15 protein-coding genes and 1 riboswitch are annotated in these 15,967 nt (G+C 69.7%); of the genes, 11 read left to right on the top strand and 4 right to left on the bottom strand.

Annotated elements, in window-relative coordinates:
* The first annotated feature begins 96 nt into the window (after positions 1-96).
* The 10 genes from QE397_RS03965 (at position 97) to QE397_RS03920 (ending at position 10,279) form a co-directional block, all read left to right on the top strand.
* A complete protein-coding gene (locus QE397_RS03965) occupies positions 97-1,494 on the top strand; it encodes a sugar porter family MFS transporter (RefSeq protein ID WP_027504958.1) in 1,398 nt (465 codons plus the stop codon).
* Between the two features lie 29 nt (positions 1,495-1,523).
* A riboswitch (TPP riboswitch) is annotated at positions 1,524-1,619 on the top strand.
* Positions 1,613-2,365 carry a TenA family protein gene (locus tag QE397_RS03960; protein ID WP_307091902.1) on the top strand — a complete coding sequence of 251 codons (753 nt, stop codon included), beginning with the start codon at positions 1,613-1,615 and terminating at the stop codon, positions 2,363-2,365. Its footprint overlaps the riboswitch before it by 7 nt.
* On the top strand, positions 2,362-3,396 hold the full coding sequence (locus tag QE397_RS03955; protein WP_056448409.1) for an ABC transporter substrate-binding protein: 1,035 nt from the start codon (positions 2,362-2,364) through the stop codon (positions 3,394-3,396). The genes QE397_RS03960 and QE397_RS03955 overlap by 4 nt, the downstream gene beginning before the upstream one ends.
* Positions 3,374-4,168 carry an ABC transporter permease gene (locus QE397_RS03950; protein ID WP_307091899.1) on the top strand — a complete coding sequence of 265 codons (795 nt, stop codon included), beginning with the start codon at positions 3,374-3,376 and terminating at the stop codon, positions 4,166-4,168. Before QE397_RS03955 ends, QE397_RS03950 begins: the two co-directional genes overlap by 23 nt.
* A complete protein-coding gene (locus QE397_RS03945) occupies positions 4,165-4,911 on the top strand; it encodes an ABC transporter ATP-binding protein (RefSeq protein ID WP_222632758.1) in 747 nt (248 codons plus the stop codon). Before QE397_RS03950 ends, QE397_RS03945 begins: the two co-directional genes overlap by 4 nt.
* Before the next feature lie 9 nt (positions 4,912-4,920).
* Positions 4,921-5,214, top strand: coding sequence for a GNAT family N-acetyltransferase (locus tag QE397_RS03940; RefSeq protein ID WP_027504953.1), 294 nt, complete (start codon positions 4,921-4,923; stop codon positions 5,212-5,214).
* A 47-nt stretch (positions 5,215-5,261) separates the two neighbouring features.
* The gene (locus QE397_RS03935; protein WP_056448399.1) at positions 5,262-6,635 is read left to right on the top strand and encodes a hypothetical protein; all 1,374 of its coding nucleotides are present in this window, start codon (positions 5,262-5,264) and stop codon (positions 6,633-6,635) included.
* A gap of 31 nt (positions 6,636-6,666) precedes the next feature.
* On the top strand, positions 6,667-7,812 hold the full coding sequence (locus QE397_RS03930; protein ID WP_307091894.1) for an alkaline phosphatase family protein: 1,146 nt from the start codon (positions 6,667-6,669) through the stop codon (positions 7,810-7,812).
* A 65-nt stretch (positions 7,813-7,877) separates the two neighbouring features.
* Positions 7,878-9,059, top strand: coding sequence for an LLM class flavin-dependent oxidoreductase (locus tag QE397_RS03925; RefSeq protein WP_307091892.1), 1,182 nt, complete (start codon positions 7,878-7,880; stop codon positions 9,057-9,059).
* Positions 9,056-10,279: an SfnB family sulfur acquisition oxidoreductase gene (locus QE397_RS03920; RefSeq protein ID WP_307091890.1), complete on the top strand. Its 1,224-nt coding sequence runs from the start codon at positions 9,056-9,058 to the stop codon at positions 10,277-10,279. The genes QE397_RS03925 and QE397_RS03920 overlap by 4 nt, the downstream gene beginning before the upstream one ends.
* Here QE397_RS03920 and QE397_RS03915 read toward each other — a convergent pair.
* The 4 genes from QE397_RS03915 to QE397_RS03900 all read right to left on the bottom strand — a co-directional run bounded on the left by QE397_RS03915 (position 10,276) and on the right by QE397_RS03900 (position 13,750).
* Positions 10,276-10,980: a YqjF family protein gene (locus QE397_RS03915; protein ID WP_307097339.1), complete on the bottom strand. Its 705-nt coding sequence runs from the start codon at positions 10,978-10,980 to the stop codon at positions 10,276-10,278. The two genes, QE397_RS03920 and QE397_RS03915, sit on opposite strands and share 4 nt — an antisense overlap.
* Positions 10,981-11,032: 52 nt before the next feature.
* Complete coding sequence (locus QE397_RS03910) at positions 11,033-11,158, bottom strand: hypothetical protein (RefSeq protein WP_307091888.1); 126 nt, start codon at positions 11,156-11,158, stop codon at positions 11,033-11,035.
* Positions 11,155-12,543 (bottom strand): OFA family MFS transporter, encoded by a 1,389-nt coding sequence (locus QE397_RS03905; RefSeq protein WP_307091886.1) that lies wholly within the window; start codon positions 12,541-12,543, stop codon positions 11,155-11,157. The genes QE397_RS03910 and QE397_RS03905 overlap by 4 nt, the downstream gene beginning before the upstream one ends.
* 106 nt (positions 12,544-12,649) lie before the next feature.
* Positions 12,650-13,750 carry a hypothetical protein gene (locus QE397_RS03900; protein WP_307091884.1) on the bottom strand — a complete coding sequence of 367 codons (1,101 nt, stop codon included), beginning with the start codon at positions 13,748-13,750 and terminating at the stop codon, positions 12,650-12,652.
* Between the two features lie 109 nt (positions 13,751-13,859).
* Here QE397_RS03900 and malQ point away from each other — a divergent pair, with 109 nt between their 5' ends.
* The gene (malQ, locus tag QE397_RS03895) at positions 13,860-15,959 is read left to right on the top strand and encodes a 4-alpha-glucanotransferase (RefSeq protein ID WP_307091882.1); all 2,100 of its coding nucleotides are present in this window, start codon (positions 13,860-13,862) and stop codon (positions 15,957-15,959) included.
* Positions 15,960-15,967: the final 8 nt, after the last annotated feature.

The raw sequence follows: 15,967 nt of genomic DNA, 5'->3' as shown, positions 1-15,967 counted from the left end.
CTCCACAGCGGTCGCGCCGGGCGTAGGGTCCGAACCAAGCGAAACTCCTCCGCCATCGACCGGCGCGGCCGGTGGCCGACATGTAGGTGGACAAGGATGACCACACAGGCATCGGCCAATCACACGGCCAAAGTCATCGGCGTGACCATTGCGGCCGCCGTCGGCGGCTTCCTCTTCGGTTTCGACAGTTCCGTCATCAACGGCGCCGTCGACTCCATCCAGGGCAGATTCGCCCTCGGCGAGTTCCTCACCGGCTTCACCGTCGCGATCGCCCTGCTCGGGTGCGCGGCGGGCGCCTGGTTCGCCGGCGGACTGGCCGACCGGTGGGGACGCAAGAAGGTGATGCTGCTCGGGTCCGCACTCTTCATCATCTCGTCGGTCGGCTCGGGTCTGGCCTTCAGCGTTCCCGACCTGATGCTGTGGCGTGTGCTCGGCGGTCTCGGCATCGGCATCGCGTCGGTGATCGCCCCCGCGTACATCGCGGAGATCTCGCCGGCCCGGATGCGCGGCAGCCTCGCGTCGCTGCAGCAGCTGGCCATCACCATCGGCATCTTCGCCGCACTGCTCTCGGACGCCGTGCTGGCGGATCGTGCGGACGGTGCGTCCAACGACCTGTGGCTCGGCCTCGAGGCCTGGCGATGGATGTTCATCGTCGGCGTGATCCCGGCCGTCGTCTACGGCGTCCTCGCGTTGCTCATCCCCGAGTCGCCGCGTTACCTCGTGGGCAAGCACCTCGACGAGGAGGCCGCGCAGATTCTCGCGAACATCACCGGCGAGAAGCACCCCAACGAGCGCATCCACGAGATCCGCCTGACTCTGCGCAAGGAGCAGCGCTCGTCGTTCGCCGACATCCGCGGTCCGCGCTTCGGTCTGCAGCCGCTGGTGTGGGTCGGCATCATCATGGCCGTCCTGCAGCAGTTCGTCGGTATCAACGCGATCTTCTACTACTCCACCACACTGTGGAAGTCGGTGGGCTTCACCGAGAGTCAGTCCTTCACCACGTCGGTCATCACCTCCGTGATCAACGTGGCCATGACGTTCGTGGCCATTCTCTTCGTCGACCGGGTGGGTCGGCGCAACCTGCTCATGGCCGGCTCCATCGGTATGTTCGTCGGTCTCCTCATGGCGGCGATCGCGTTCTCCCAGCAGATCGGCACCGGCGACGAGGTCTCCCTGCCCGATCCCTGGGGCGTCGTGGCGCTGATCGGAGCGAACCTGTTCGTGATCTTCTTCGCGTCGACGTGGGGACCGATCATGTGGGTCCTGCTCGGCGAGATGTTCCCGAACCGTATGCGCGCCATGGCTCTCGGCATCGGTACGGCCGCGAACTGGGTGGCCAACTTCGTCATCTCGCTGCTGTTCCCGTCGCTCACCGAGATGGTCGGACTCTCCATCGTCTACGGCGGCTTCGCACTCTTCGCCGCCCTGTCGTTCTTCTTCGTGAAGTCCAAGATCCCCGAGACGAAGGGCATGGAACTGGAGGACATGAAGTAGCCGCACGACCGCCGGTGCTATGGTCGGCGAGTTCTGACACGGGGTGCTTCGCGTCGCGAGGCTGAGACCACACCCGAGAACCTGATGCAGGTAATTCTGACGAAGGGATGTCACGGCCATGACGCCGTACGACCATGCGGTCGACGCTGCCTCCACCACGGATGCAGCCGACCTCACACGCTTCACCGACTTCCTCTGGGACCGCACGGCAGGCCTGCGGGCCCGGATCGGCGATCTCGAGTTCCTCACCCGACTCGGCGACGGCACCCTGCCGATCACGTCGTTCCGGACGTACATCGAGCAGGACGGCCTCTACCTCGAGGGATACGCGAAGGCCTTGGCCCTCCTGTCCTCGCGCGCAGTCGATCCGGAGGCCGGAGCGTTCTGGGCCACGTCGGCGGCGACGGCCGCGACGGTCGAGAAGTCGTTGCACACCAGCCTTCTCGCCGACGTCGCACTCGGCGGTCCGTCGGAGAAGCCGGTCGAGCACAGCCAGGCGTGCCTCGGGTACGTCTCGTTCCTCACGGCGACGGCGGCGACCGACACCTACGCCGTCGGCGCCGCGGCCGCGCTCCCCTGTTTCTGGATCTACGCCGAGGTCGGCCGCGGACTCGCGGCCTCGGCCCGCGCCGTGCTCGACGCTGATCCGCACCACCCGTACGCCCGGTGGGTGACGACGTACGACGCCGAGGACTTCCAGACCTCCGCCGCGCGCGCCCGCGAGCTCGTCGACGCGGCTGCCGAGGTGGCCGGCCCGGCCGAACGACAGCGGATGAGTGACGCGTTCGTCGTGGCGATGCGCTACGAACTGCTGTTCTGGGACACCGCCCTGAACACCGTGCCCTGGCCTGCTTCGGGGTCGGACGCATGAGGGCGCGGCACACGAGGGTCGGGCGCGTCGCGGCTCTGCTCACCGTGTCGCTCGTCGCCGCCGCGGGTCTCGCGGGCTGCGCCACGTCCGATGCCTCCGACGCGAACACGATCCGCTTCGCGCTCGACTGGACACCCAACACGAACCACACGGGCCTGTTCGTCGCCCAGCAGGAGGGCTACTTCGCGGACGCCGGGCTGAACGTCGAGATCCTGCCGTACAACTCGACGTCCCCCGACACGCTGATCGACTCCGGCAACGCCGAGTTCGGGATCAGCTTCCACAGCTCCGCCACCTACGCCCGCGCTGCCGGTGCGAAGGTGACCTCGGTGATGGCGCCGCTGCAGCACTGGGCCACCGGCATCGGCGTCCGCGCCGACCGGCAGGACATCCGGAGCCCCCGAGACCTGGACGGGCGGACCTACGCCGGGTTCGGCGATGCGGGCGAGGAGGCCACCCTCCGCAAGGTGATCGAGAACGACGGTGGCACCGGCGATTTCGAGACCGTGGTGCTCGGGACGTCCGCGTACGAGGCGGTCTACTCCGGTACCGCGGACTTCACCGTCTCCTACTTCGCGTGGGAGGGTCTCGAGGCCGAGCGGGCCGGAACCCCGATGACGTACTTCGACTACACCGACTTCGGCTTCCCCGACTCGTACGCGATCGTCGTCGACGGCGGTGACGAGTGGATGGCCGAGCACCCCGAACAGGCGCGACAGTTCGTGCAGGCCTTGCAGAAGGGTTACCAGAAGGCCGCCGACGATCCCGACGCGGGCGCGCGCGATCTGATCGACGCCAACCCGGGAGCATTTCCCGACGAGGACCTGGTCGTCGAGAGTCAGCGCATGCTGGCGGAGGACTACATGCTCGACGAGAACGGCCGCGTCGGGACGCAGACCCTGGAGCGATGGTCCGGGTACTCGAAGTTCCTGTTCGACGCCGGTGTCCTGGCCGGGCCCGACGGCGCACCGCTGACCACCGAGCCCGACTGGTCGACCTACTTCACCGATGAGTACCTCGATCAGGGCTGAGCGCGGCGGACAGGTGGGGCGGTACGCGCCGGCGCTGCTGCTCGCGGCGGGCCTCGTGGCGGCCTGGCAGGTGTACGTGGTCGTCAGCGGCATCTCGCCGCGCGTACTCCCCTCCCCCGCCCGCGTCGTCGATCAGGGCTGGACGAACCGTGCCGTCATCGCGGGTCACGCATCGTCCACCGTTCAGGTCACTCTGCTCGGTTTCGCCGTCTCCCTGACGATCTCGTGGATCATCGCCACGGCCGTGGACTTCTCGCCGTGGCTGCGCCGCGCCGTCGTTCCCCTGCTCGTGGTGTCGCAGACGCTGCCGGTCATCGCCGTCGCTCCCCTGATGATCATCTGGTTCGGATTCGGCATCCTCCCCAAGCTCCTGGTGATCGCGCTGGTGACGTTCTTCCCGATGACCCTCGGCCTGATCGAGGGATTCGCCTCCGCGGACAAGGAGTCCGACGCACTGCTGCGCAGCATGGGAGCGTCACGGCGACAACAGTTCCGGTACGTCCGGCTCCCGTCCGCGCTGCCGCGCTTCTTCACCGCGCTCCGCATCGGGATCACCTACGCCGTCGTCGGTGCCGTCTTCTCCGAGTACGTCGGCGCCACGTCGGGTCTGGGCATCTACATGGCGCAGCAGAAGAACGCGTTCCGCACGGATCTCGTGCTGGCCGCGGTCGTGGTCACGGCGGTGTGCAGCATCGCACTCTTCCTCCTCACGTTCGTGGCCGAGCGGCTTCTCGCGCCGTGGGCGCTCGCGGCGAAGGAAGGGACGCGATGACGGATCCTGTTCTGGAGCTGACCTCGGTGCGCAAGTCCTACCCGGGCACACCGGTACTGGACGGGATCGACCTCGCCGTCGAGGGGGGACAGTTCGTGTCGATCGTCGGCCCGAGCGGCTGCGGCAAGAGCACGCTGTTCACCCTCCTCGCCGGTCTCGACACCGCGGACAGCGGCACCGTGGTGACACCGCGCTGCGCGTACATGCCGCAGAAGGACCTGTTGTTCCCGTGGCGTTCGGTTCTGGCGAACACCGCACTCGGGCTGGAGGTGCAGGGGGTTCCGAAGGCGCAGGCGCGGAGCCGGGCCCGCGACCTGTTCCCGGTCTTCGGCCTCGACGGCTTCGAGGACGCACGCCCCTCGTCGCTGTCCGGCGGGATGCGGCAGCGGGCCGCACTGCTCCGGACCGTCGTGCAGGGACGCGACGTCCTGCTGCTGGACGAGCCGTTCGGCGCTCTCGACTCGCTGACCAGGACGGCCATGCAGGACTGGATGCAGGAGGTGTGGCAGCGGTACCGCTGGACGGTCCTGATGATCACCCACGACATCCGGGAGGCGGTGCAGGTGTCGGACCGGGTCGTCGTGCTGTCGCCGCGGCCCGCGCGGGTGGTCGCCGACGTGAGCATCGATCTGCCGCGGCCGCGACGCGCCGAGACCGCCACCACGCGGGAGTTCGCGACCTACGAACGCGCACTGCTGGACGCCCTCGGAAGCACGGGCCCTCGTCCCGGCGCGGGCGAGTAGGTTCGGTCCATGGCAGACACAGACGACACCCGCGTGGAGCACCATCCCGATCGTCAGCGTTTCGAGATCCTCGTCGGTGAGGAGGTCGCCGGCTACGCCGAGTATCGGCAGACCGATCCGACGGTCCGGGACTTCGACCACACCGTGACGCTTCCCGAGTTCCGCGGCCGCGGACTCGCGGCCGTCCTGGTGCGTCACGCACTCGACGACACACGCGCCGCGGGGCTGAAGATCGTCCCGTCGTGCTCCTACGTGCACCACTTCGTCGAGACGCACGAGGAGTACGCCGATCTGACCGTGTGAGCCGGGACTCGCGACACCGTGTCGGTGGGCCGCGTTACGGTCGCCCCATGAACGACCTGAACAGTGTCGACCTCTCGCCCGAGGCCGCCTGGAGCCGGTTCCGCACCCTGCTCGCCGATCACCTCGACGGGATGCCGGCGGGACACTCTCTGGTGCTCGCGTGCCCGCACGCCGACTCCGATCCGGTTCCGCCGTGCCTGCAGTTCTACGGATGGGACGACGAGACGGTCCGGTGCGAGGTGCTGGCGGACGAGTACCTCGCCGAGCACCGCCGGTGGACGTCCGAGGGGCGCGCACTGCTGGAGCAGTTCGGGTTCGCGCCGCCGCCGTCGCTCCCGCACACCGCTCGCCGCGACGACGAGCCGGTGAACTGGTTCGTCGATCGCCCGCGGCGCTACGCCGACCAACTCGCCGACGCCGCTGTCCGCGTCCTGCACTCGGTGTGGGGTGTCCCGCATCCGTCGTTCCTCGAGCTGGACGGTGACCTGTGCGGCCCCGTGATCGAGGACCGGTTCGGCGCGTCGTCCACGGACCCCGAGGACGCGCCGCCGTCCGACCCTGTCCCGTTCGACCCGCTGCGGCCGGTCCGCACGTCCGGTCCCGAGGCCCGTCTCGAGATCATCGAGCAGACGCTCCTGCACATCCTCGGGTTCGTGCCGCACCCCGACGAGGACGGCGACTACCCGTTCCGTCTCGGGCCGGCCTGGCTCTACCTGTGCCCCACCCCGGAGGCACCGTTCGTACAGATCCTCGCGCCGCTCGCGGCCGGCGTCACCGACGAGGCGCGAGCACTGTCGGTCGTCAACGACGTCAATCGCCGGTGGCCGCACGTCAAGGTGCTGCTGGACGAGGATCGCATCGTCGCCACCATCGACGTCACGGTGGTGCCGTTCGTCCCGCAGCACGTGGCCGACATGCTGGCCGTCATGGAGAAGTTCGCCGGCGAGGCCGCCGAGCATCTCCGGGCCGGGCTCGGGGCGCGGCCCTACCTCGACGCGTTCGGTGAACCGACGCCCGAGTACGACGCGGGTGACGGGACGGACGAGCACGGCGGTCCGGCGATTCCCGAGGCACTGCGCGCGATCGCCGAGGCAGTGTGGGAGCGCGGCGCCGACATCGACGTCGAAGAGGTGCTGAACGCGTGCGGACACGATCGCACGCGCGTCGTCCGCTTCCTGGACGTGGCGCGCGAGTGCGAGCTCTCCGCCCTCGATCGCACGCTCGACGACACCGATCCGCGAGTCGCCGCGTCGGCCGGTCTCGATGCGCGGGTCTGGCGCACCACCTCCGCGCTCCTCACCTCCGCGCACCGGCGTCTGGCCGCCGACCGCGTCGACGGACCGACGCGGTCGTCCGGCTCCCAGCTCGACCTGTTCGGGACCGACCTCGCCGGCGGAACCGGTGACAGCCTCTTCGACTGACGAGAAGGGTGCTGCCGATAGCCTTCGATGTGTGGTGACCACTCCGCGCTACGGCGGCGACAGCCTGTCCGATCTTCTGCCGTCGGTGCTCGGCGCACTCGGCGTCCCCGGTGAGTCCGACACCGTCGGGCTGGGGTTGTCCGGGGTCCGGCGGGTCTGCGTACTGCTGGTCGACGGCCTCGGAGCTCGACAGTTGGCGGCGCACGCCTCGGCAGCGCCGACACTCTCCTCGCTCACCGAGCGGGTCGTCACCGCCACGTTCCCGTCCACCACCGCGACGTCGTTGGCGTCACTGGGCACCGGACGCACGCCCGGTGAGCACGGCATCGTCGGCTACCTCACCGCCGTGCCCGGCTTCGACCGTCCGATGAATCCGCTGCACTGGCGTCTGCACGGTCAGGGACCCCGCGTCGATCTGCTCGCCGAGCTCGTTCCGGAACAGTTCCAACCTCGCGACACCGTGTTCGAGCGCGCCGCGGCGGACGGGGTGTCCGTCACTCGCATCGCGCCGTCCTACCAGCGCGAGTCCGGGCTCACCCGCGCCGTGCTGCGCGGCGGGGACTTCTCCGCGTCGGTGTCCGCGGGCGACCTCGTCGCCGAGACCTCGCGCGCGCTGCGGCGCGGCCGGCGGTCCCTCGTCTACTCGTACTGGTCCGAACTCGACCTCACCGGCCACGTGCGCGGGCCGGACTCCGACGCGTGGCGCCACGAGCTGACTCAGGTCGACACCATCGTCGCCGGCATCCTCGGCGAGTTGCCCTCCGACGCAGCGCTGATCGTCACCGCCGATCACGGGATGGTGCAGATCGGCACCCGCGTGGACATCGACGCGACGCCCGCGCTCACCGCCGACGTCCGGATGATCTGCGGCGAACCCCGCGCGCGCCACGTCTTCGCCGACGCCGGCGCCGCTGCCACGGTGCTCGATGCCTGGCGGGAGACCCTGGGTCCGGACCACCTGGTGGTGGGCCGCGACGATGCGGTCTCCCGGGGCTGGTTCGGGCCGTCCGTGCGCCCCGACGTCGCGGCGTGCATCGGTGACGTCCTGGCTCTGGCTCTCGGCGACGGCGCCCTGATCCGCCGCGGGGCCGAACCGAACCAGTCGGCGCTGCCCGGCCATCACGGCTCCCTGACCGACGTCGAGATGACCGTTCCTCTCCTCGTGGCACGGGGCTGACACGCCGAGAATCAACCTGATTCCAACGCTTCGCGGGGCGCCGCGACGGTCCTACGGTGGGACGAGTGACCCTCGACAACTCTTCTCTCGCCCTGCACTGGTTCCTTCCCACCTACGGCGACAGCAGGTCGATCGTCGGCGGCGGACACGGCACGCGAGTCGGCGCCGCGGGCGGAGATCGTCGCGCGAGCATCGGGTACCTGTCGTCCATCGGCCGCGCGGCCGAGGAGTTCGGCTTCACCGGTGCACTCACCCCGGCCGGCGCGTGGTGCGAGGACGCGTGGCTCACCACGGCGATGCTCGCCCGCGAGACCGAGAAGCTCGCATTCCTCATCGCCTTCCGACCGGGTCTGATCAGCCCGACCCTCGCGGCGCAGATGTCGGCGACGTTCAGCAACCATGCGCCCGGCCGACTCCTGCTCAACGTCGTCACCGGGGGCGAGGCTCACGAGCAGCGTCAGTACGGCGATCACCTGTCCAAGGACGAGCGGTACGCCCGCACGGACGAGTTCCTCACCATCGTCCGCGGCCTCTGGCGCGGCGAGTCGGTGACGCACCAGGGCACGCACATCCAGGTCGAGGACGCGTCGCTGCCGTTCCTCCCCGACCCCACGCCTCCGCTGTACTTCGGCGGCTCCTCTCCCGCTGCGGGCCCGGTGGCGGCGGACCACTCCGACGTCTATCTCACGTGGGGTGAGCCGACCGCGGCCGTGGCGAAGAAGATCGAGTGGATCCGCGGACTCGCGGCCGAGCGCGGACGCACCGTGCGCTTCGGCATCCGCCTGCATGTGATCACCCGCGACACGTCCGAGGAGGCCTGGAAGCAGGCTGGCGCGCTCGTCGAGGCGCTCGGCGAGGACGCCGTCGCGACGGCGCAGTCCAACCTGGCGCGGAGCGAGTCGGTGGGCCAGCGCGCGATGCTCGCCCTGCACGAGGAGAGCCGCAGGACCGGGTCCTGGAAGGACCCGCGCGCACTCGAGATCTCCCCCAACCTGTGGGCCGGTGTCGGCCTGGTGCGCGGCGGAGCCGGAACGGCCCTCGTCGGGAGCCACACCGAGGTGGCCGATCGCATCGCGGAGTACGCGGCCGTCGGCATCGACGAGTTCGTTCTCTCCGGTTATCCACACCTCGAGGAGCTGTACTGGTTCGGCGAGGGTGTCATCCCCCAGCTGCGCAGCCGCGGATTGTTCTCCGGCGGCGCCGCGGCACGCGCCACGGGCCACACCCCGTTCCTCCCCGCCCGATGACCACCGAACCCGGCCCGAAGACCCTGCCGCCAGTGCTCGACGACGACGCTGCGCTGGCCGTCGCCGCCGCGCTCGGGGCGAAGATCGCCCCGTCCGCGATCGAACGTGACCGCGATCGACGGCTGCCCGGCCCGGAACTGGACCTGCTGTCCGCGTCGGGGCTGCTGGGCATCACCGTGCCCGCGGAGTTCGGCGGCAGGCCGGTCTCGGCGCGCACCCTCGCCTCGGTGTTCCTCTCGCTCGCTCGCGGGGACGCCAGCATCGCGCAGATACCGCAGAGCCACATGACCTTCCTCGACGCGCTGCGGCGACAGGGATCGACGGAGCAACAGCGACGCTTCTTCGCCGAGGCCCTCGCCGGTCGCCGCTTCGCCAACGCCCAGAGCGAGCGCGGCACACCCTCCATCGCGGTCGACCGGACCACGGTGACGTCCCGTCCGGACGGCACCTCGTCGCTGAACGGCACCAAGTACTACTCGACGGGCGCGCTCTTCGCACACTGGTTGGTGGTCCGCGGCGTGCAGGCGGGCCCCGGCGAGCAGGGTGATCAGAGCCGGAAGGTGCTGGCCTACATCCCGGCGGACGCACCCGGGGTGCTCGTCGAGGACGACTGGGACGGGCTCGGGCAGCGCACGACGGCCAGCGGCACCGTGACCCTGACGGACGTCGTGGTGCCCACCGACTCCCTCGTGCCGTACTCCGCCCTCTTCGACGACGCGACCACCTACGGGGCGCGCGCTCAGCTGCTGCACGCCGCCATCGATGCCGGCATCGCCCGCGCCGCCGTCGACACCGCTCGCGACGTCGTGGTCGTCGCTCGCCCTCCGGTGGACGCCGACGTGGCGACGGCCGACCGGGATCCGTTGCTGCTGCAGCAGTTCGGCGAGGTGGAGATCGGGGTGCGCGGGGCCGAGGCGCTCGTGCGCGAGGCCGGCGAGGCGATCGACGTGGCCGAGCGCGAGCTCACAACGGACAGCGCCGCGGCGGCCTCCATCGCGACAGCAGCGGCCAAGGTCGCCTCGGCGCGTGCGTCCCTCGACGCCACCACGGCACTGTTCGACGCGGGCGGAACTCGCAGTGCCGCAGCCTCTCTACGGCTGGACAGGCTGTGGCGCGACGCGAGGACCCACACGCTCCACGACCCTGTGCGATGGAAGACTCAGCACGTCGGCCGGTACGCGCTGACCGGGGCGCACCCGCCGCGCCACGGACTGATCTAGTCGCGCACCGGTGTCGCGGCGTAGGGACGGCCGAACTGCGTCCGGACACCGTCGGAGTACAGCACGGAGTCCGGCGGACGGGCGGCCAGGTCCCCCACGCCCGCCGCGGCCATGAGCTGGTCGTCGCAGCGCACCAGGGTCGCCGCGCGCAGCGGCCACCGGCGGTGGGTGTTGGGGACGAAGACGGGTCGGCCCGCGACGGACGTGTGCATCCCCCACCGAGCGGTGAGGAACACCGACAGCGGATCGTCGGACATGTCGGTGTCGCCGGGGGACACGGTGAAGTCCGTCGTCGCACCACGGTGCGGCGGTGCCAGTCGACGAGAGCGGTAGCCGACGACCCGGTTCCGAGGATCACCGTCGTCGACGATGTCGATGTGCGACCAGCGATACCGCACCCCCGCCGCGTTCGTGGCCAGCACCACTGCGGCACGGGTGGCGTCGAGAGAACGGAACACGACCCCTCGGCGACCGTCACCGTCGCGGCTGTAGAGCCGCACGTTGATCTCGCCGAAGGTTCCGAGTCGCGGTACCGGTCGGCCGTACCCCAACCCGGCCCCCACCATCTCGAAGCCGATCAGTCCGACATAGGTGTACCCGTCCATCGTGTCGGGGACGATGCCGCGAGGCAGCAACGGCGCGACGACGTCCGGGGCGACACGCCAGTGCAGGAACACGAGGCGTTCCCACCGCTGGTCCATGATCACGGGGCGCGGCAGAACAGGCGGGCGAGGCCAGAGATCGACGCTCCGGTCACGCACCGAAGAGGTTCTTGGCCTTGAGGATCAGCTCGTAGACACCCCAGGCGAAGGGAACCCCGACCCACAGCCAGGACACCACCACGACGGGCACACGCGCGCCCTGCTCCGTCTCGCTCATACCGTCGCCTCGTTCTTGTCGTTCGTGCCCTCGTCGGTCACAGTGCCCGGCGTCGTCGCCTCCGGGTCCGGCTCCGAGTACTTCGGATCCACGGGCTTGATCAGTTCGTTCGCGATGAAGCCGATGGACAGCAGGACGATCATCGTCACGAACGCGGGAACGTACCGTCCGGTGGTTCCCTCCTCGCCGAGGTCGGCGATCGCGTTGACGATCAGTGGTCCGAGCACGCCCGCGACCGACCAGGCCGTCAACAGTCGTCCGTGGATGGCACCGACCTGATAGGTACCGAACAGGTCACGCAGGTAGGCGGGCGCCGTGGCGAAGCCTGCACCGTAGAACGACAGGATCACCATCGCGCTGACGAGGAACAGGACCTTGTTCGTGTTCGTGAAGAGCGAGATGTACAGGTAGAGAAGCGCGCCCACACCGAGGTAGAGACGATAGATGTTCTTGCGACCCACCAGGTCGGACACCGACGACCACACGAACCGGCCGAGCATGTTCGTCAGCGAGAGGAATGCGACGAAGCCCGCGGCCGCTGCCACCACGGATTCCGGGGCGGTGGGGTCGGGAAAGAAGTCGGTGTAGATGCCCGCGGCGCGCTCGAGGATACCGATGCCGGCGGTGACGTTGAAGCACAACACGATCCACAGCAACCAGAACTGCGGGGTCTTGACGGCGTTCGCCGCGGACACGCGTGCGGTGTGCTGACCCGCCGGGGTCTGCGGTGGCGTCCACCCGGCCGGCTTCCAGTCGTCGGCGGGAACCCGGATCAGCACGACGCCGAGCGCCATGAAGACGGCGTAGCCGAGGCCGAGCGTGAGGAACGTCGTGGCGATCGACGCATCGGTGTTGCCGCCGTACGCGGACAGGAGCTTGGTGGTCAGGGGCGAGGCCACCAGGGCGCCGCCGCCGAATCCCATGATCGCGATACCCGTCGCCATGCCCGGGCGATCGGGGAACCACTTGATCAGCGTGGAGACCGGGGAGATGTACCCGATGCCGAGGCCGATGCCGCCGACGAGTCCGTATCCGACGATCACCAACCAGAACTGGTCGAGGCTCATGCCGAGGGCGGAGATGAGCAGCCCGGAGCAGAAGAAGAGGAGCGACATCGTCATGGCCCACCGCGGACCGTGCGTCTCCACCTTCGTCCCGAGCACGGCTGCGGAGAGGCCGAGCATGACGATGGCCAGCTGGAACGGGATCGCGGTCATCGTCCCGCTCAGTCCCATGGCGGTGTCGGAGGAGATGGCGGCCTTGAACACGCTCCACGCGTAGGCCTGGCCGATCGCGAGATGAATCGCGAGGGCGGCCGGCGGAATGAGCCAACGGCTCCATCCCGGTGGCGCGACGATACGGGCGCGTTCGAGTACTGCTGGCATGGAGGTCGTCCTTCCGGCGCGGGTCACGCGCTCAGAGGTCGACCGCGTACTACCGTACTTTCACCGATCCGACTCGTTCCAAACAGGACGAAGGCACGGGCGCACGTCAGAGCGTGTCCCGCGAGATCTGATCGGACACCGAATGGGTGTTGTCGGCCGAGATCTCCCGCGTACCGGACCGGGAGATGAGATCGTCGATGCGCTGGTCGAGGCCCACGGTGCGCTGCACGGCGTCCAGGCTCCGGTGCTCGATCTCCGCCACCGCGATCTCGTCGACCACGCGTGACAACGCGGCGACCCGGTCGATCACCTGATCCCACACCGGGATGAGATCGGCTCGGCGCACGAGCACCTCGCGTCGACCCTCCTCGTCCACCGTGTCCCCCTGCGCCTCGAAGGCCGCGGTGAGTTCCGCGTCCAACTGGGCGAGTGCGACCACGTCCACTGCGATCTGCACCAGTTCGGTTCCCGGGTCGAGCTGCGCCCGGGCCACCGCGAACAGGTCCGAGCGCCAGATCCGCGAGGAGAGGATCCGGTCGTGGTACATCCCGGCGAGGAACAGCAGGGTGTCGTAGCGATCGGCGAACCGATCCGCGTCCGTGCCCGCGAGGGTGCGGACGACGTCGGCGCCCCGCGCGTGCAGCGTGTCGAGGCGCTCCGCCGCGGCGCCGCCGAGGATCCCTCGGGCTCGCGAGAGTGGACCGGGTCCGACACCGAGCGGAGTCGGCGTGTGCCGCAACGCCTCGAAGAGGGCGGTGCGCTGGTCGACGTCGAGGTGGATGCCCTCGCGCCGCTCCCGGCGGATCGCGCGGACCCCCGACGCGTAGTGACCGGAACTCATCACGAACCGCGTGCGGTACGACCCCAGTCGACGTTCGAGCAGCACGTGCCGTTGCAGCAGAGCCAGGCGCGTGGGCCCGGTGCGCAGTACGGCCGTGCGACCGTCGATCCAGTGCAGCTCCTCCGTGATCAGCCGCAGGGTGCCGAATCCGCCCAGTGCGGGGAACTTCCGGCCGGCGCGCAGGCGCGTGAGCGCGATGCCGCGCGTCTCCTCGTCGAGACGACCCAGTGCGACGAGCAGCGCGGCGCGGTCGGACAGCGGCTCGTGAGCGCGTCCGGACCGGTCCGACTCGATGCGCGTCGACTCGGCGATGGTCCGCACGGTGTCCGCTCGACGGGCACGTATGTCCGCGGGGTCACTCGTCACCGTTCTCCACCTCCCCCACCGATTCTGCAGGTGCCACCAGTGTTCCAGATCGAGTCGGGACACGGTTCTCACGTCCGCGGCCACCCCCGCGCGGCACTACCATCGAAGCGTGACGAACATCGAACGACTACGCCACCTCGCCGGGCTCCACGGCGTCGCCACGTCGTACGAGGGGTGGGACAAGGCCCGCCGCGACGTCGGTGAATCCACCCTCCGCTCGGTCCTGACGGCGCTCGACGTGCCCGTCGACAGCGACGACGACATCGAGACCGCGATCGTCGATCACGACGAGGCACCCTGGCGGCGCACCGTGCCGGCGGTCGTCGTGGTCACGTCCGGCAAGGACCACCACGTTCCCGTCCACGTGCCGCACGGGACGTCCGTGACGGTCACCGTCGAGCTCGAGGACGGCGGCACGCGCGAGGCGGCTCAGCAGGACGTCTGGGTCGACCCCCGCGAGATCGACGGCGCCCTCGTCGGCCGAGCCACGTTCGCCGTCCCGGTCGATCTCCCGCTCGGATGGCACACGCTGCGCGCGGAGGGGGACGACGGTCTCGAGGCGTCGTGCACGCTGGTCGTCACGCCGGCCCGTCTGTCCACCGCCGAGGCACTGTCCGATCGTCAACGATGGGGCGTGCTGGCGCAGCTCTACTCCATCCGGTCCGCACAGTCGTGGGGCATCGGCGATCTGGCCGATCTGGCCGACATGGCGGCGATCCTGGGCGGCGAGCACGGGGCGGACTACGTCCTGGTCAATCCGTTGCACGCCGCGGCGCCGCGGCCACCGATCGAGGCCTCGCCCTATCTGCCGACCACCCGTCGATTCTTCAATCCGCTCTACATCCGCGTCGAGAACATCCGCGAGACAGCGATGCTGCCGCGCGACAGGTATGCCCGCATCCGCGACACCGCGCGCCGACTGCACCGCGCCGACGGTCGCACGGACGATCTGGACAGGGACAAATCTCTGCGCGCGAAACTCCGCGCGCTCGAAGCGATCTTCCTCGTTCCGCGGAGCGCGTCCCGCCAGGCCGCGTTCGACGAGTTCCGCGCCGCGGAGGGCGTGGGCCTGCACAACTTCGCGACGTGGTGCGCACTGACGGAGAAGCTGTCGCCGGACGACACGCGATGGCAGACGAAGGCCGCCGCCCCCGGCACGCCGTGGGTCCAGCGGCAGCAGGCGAAACTCGCGCATCGCATCGAGTTCCACAGCTGGCTCCAGTGGATCTGCGACGAGCAGCTGGCCGAGGCGCAGGCCACCGCGCACCGGGCCGGAATGGCCATCGGTGTCGTGCACGATCTGGCTGTGGGAGTGCAGCTCTCGGGTGCCGACGCCTGGTCCCTGGGTTCCGCACTGGCCGAGGGCGTGACCGTCGGCGCTCCCCCGGACGACTTCAATCAGCAAGGGCAGCAGTGGAACCAGCCACCCTGGCGGCCCGACCGACTGGCCGAACTCGGGTACGCACCGTATCGCGACATGCTGCGCACCGTGCTCAAGCACGCGGGCGGTCTGCGGGTCGACCACATCCTCGGACTGTTCCGGCTCTGGTGGATCCCCACCGATGCCGAGACTCCCGCGGGCGGCACCTATGTCACGTACGACCACGAGGCGCTCATCGGCATCCTCGCGCTCGAGGCGGAACTGGCCGGCGCCGTGGTCATCGGTGAGGATCTCGGCGTCTTCGAACCCGTCGTCCAGGACTACCTGGCCGAGCGGGGCGTGCTGGGCACGTCCATCCTGTGGTTCGAGCGGGACGACGACGGCCCCATCGCTCCGGAGAAGTACCGCGAGCTGTGCCTGACCTCGGTGACCACCCACGACCTGCCGCCCACCGCCGGGTACCTGGCGGGTGAGCACATCGATCTGCGATCGCGGCTCGGCCTCCTCGAGAGAGCCGTCGACGAGGAGCGTGCGCAGGACGAGGAACAGCGTGAGTCCGTGCTGGATCTCGCGCGCGAGCGTGGCCTGCTCGCGGACGGTGCGTCCACCGGGGAGACGGTCGCGGCGCTGTACCGGCTGATCCAGCGCAGCCCGTCCCTGCTCATCGGAGTGGCACTGGTGGACATGGTCGGCGAGCACCGCATCCAGAACCAGCCGGGAACCGACGAGACCCAGTATCGGAACTGGCGCGTTCCCCTCGCCGACGCCACGGGCCGCGCGGTCTCGGTGGAGGACCTGCGGCGCGCGGACCCGTTGGTGCAGTACTGAGACGCCCT

Origin of the sequence: Rhodococcus sp. SORGH_AS_0301 (genome assembly GCF_030818285.1) — a bacterium.
GTDB lineage: Bacteria > Actinomycetota > Actinomycetes > Mycobacteriales > Mycobacteriaceae > Rhodococcoides.
This window is presented reverse-complemented; position numbering and strand designations above follow the sequence as displayed.

What these genes read in the sequence shown, in the direction of transcription:
- QE397_RS03950 (WP_307091899.1), top strand. Translation starts at nt 3,374, where the DNA reads ATGAGTACCTCGATCAGGGCTGAGCGCGGCGGACAGGTGGGGCGGTAC.
- QE397_RS03945 (WP_222632758.1), top strand. Translation starts at nt 4,165, where the DNA reads ATGACGGATCCTGTTCTGGAGCTGACCTCGGTGCGCAAGTCCTACCCG.
- QE397_RS03960 (WP_307091902.1), top strand. Translation starts at nt 1,613, where the DNA reads ATGACGCCGTACGACCATGCGGTCGACGCTGCCTCCACCACGGATGCA.
- QE397_RS03915 (WP_307097339.1), bottom strand. Translation starts at nt 10,980, where the DNA reads ATGGACCAGCGGTGGGAACGCCTCGTGTTCCTGCACTGGCGTGTCGCC.
- QE397_RS03920 (WP_307091890.1), top strand. Translation starts at nt 9,056, where the DNA reads ATGACCACCGAACCCGGCCCGAAGACCCTGCCGCCAGTGCTCGACGAC.
- QE397_RS03935 (WP_056448399.1), top strand. Translation starts at nt 5,262, where the DNA reads ATGAACGACCTGAACAGTGTCGACCTCTCGCCCGAGGCCGCCTGGAGC.
- QE397_RS03965 (WP_027504958.1), top strand. Translation starts at nt 97, where the DNA reads ATGACCACACAGGCATCGGCCAATCACACGGCCAAAGTCATCGGCGTG.
- QE397_RS03905 (WP_307091886.1), bottom strand. Translation starts at nt 12,543, where the DNA reads ATGCCAGCAGTACTCGAACGCGCCCGTATCGTCGCGCCACCGGGATGG.
- QE397_RS03955 (WP_056448409.1), top strand. Translation starts at nt 2,362, where the DNA reads ATGAGGGCGCGGCACACGAGGGTCGGGCGCGTCGCGGCTCTGCTCACC.
- QE397_RS03940 (WP_027504953.1), top strand. Translation starts at nt 4,921, where the DNA reads ATGGCAGACACAGACGACACCCGCGTGGAGCACCATCCCGATCGTCAG.
- QE397_RS03910 (WP_307091888.1), bottom strand. Translation starts at nt 11,158, where the DNA reads ATGAGCGAGACGGAGCAGGGCGCGCGTGTGCCCGTCGTGGTGGTGTCC.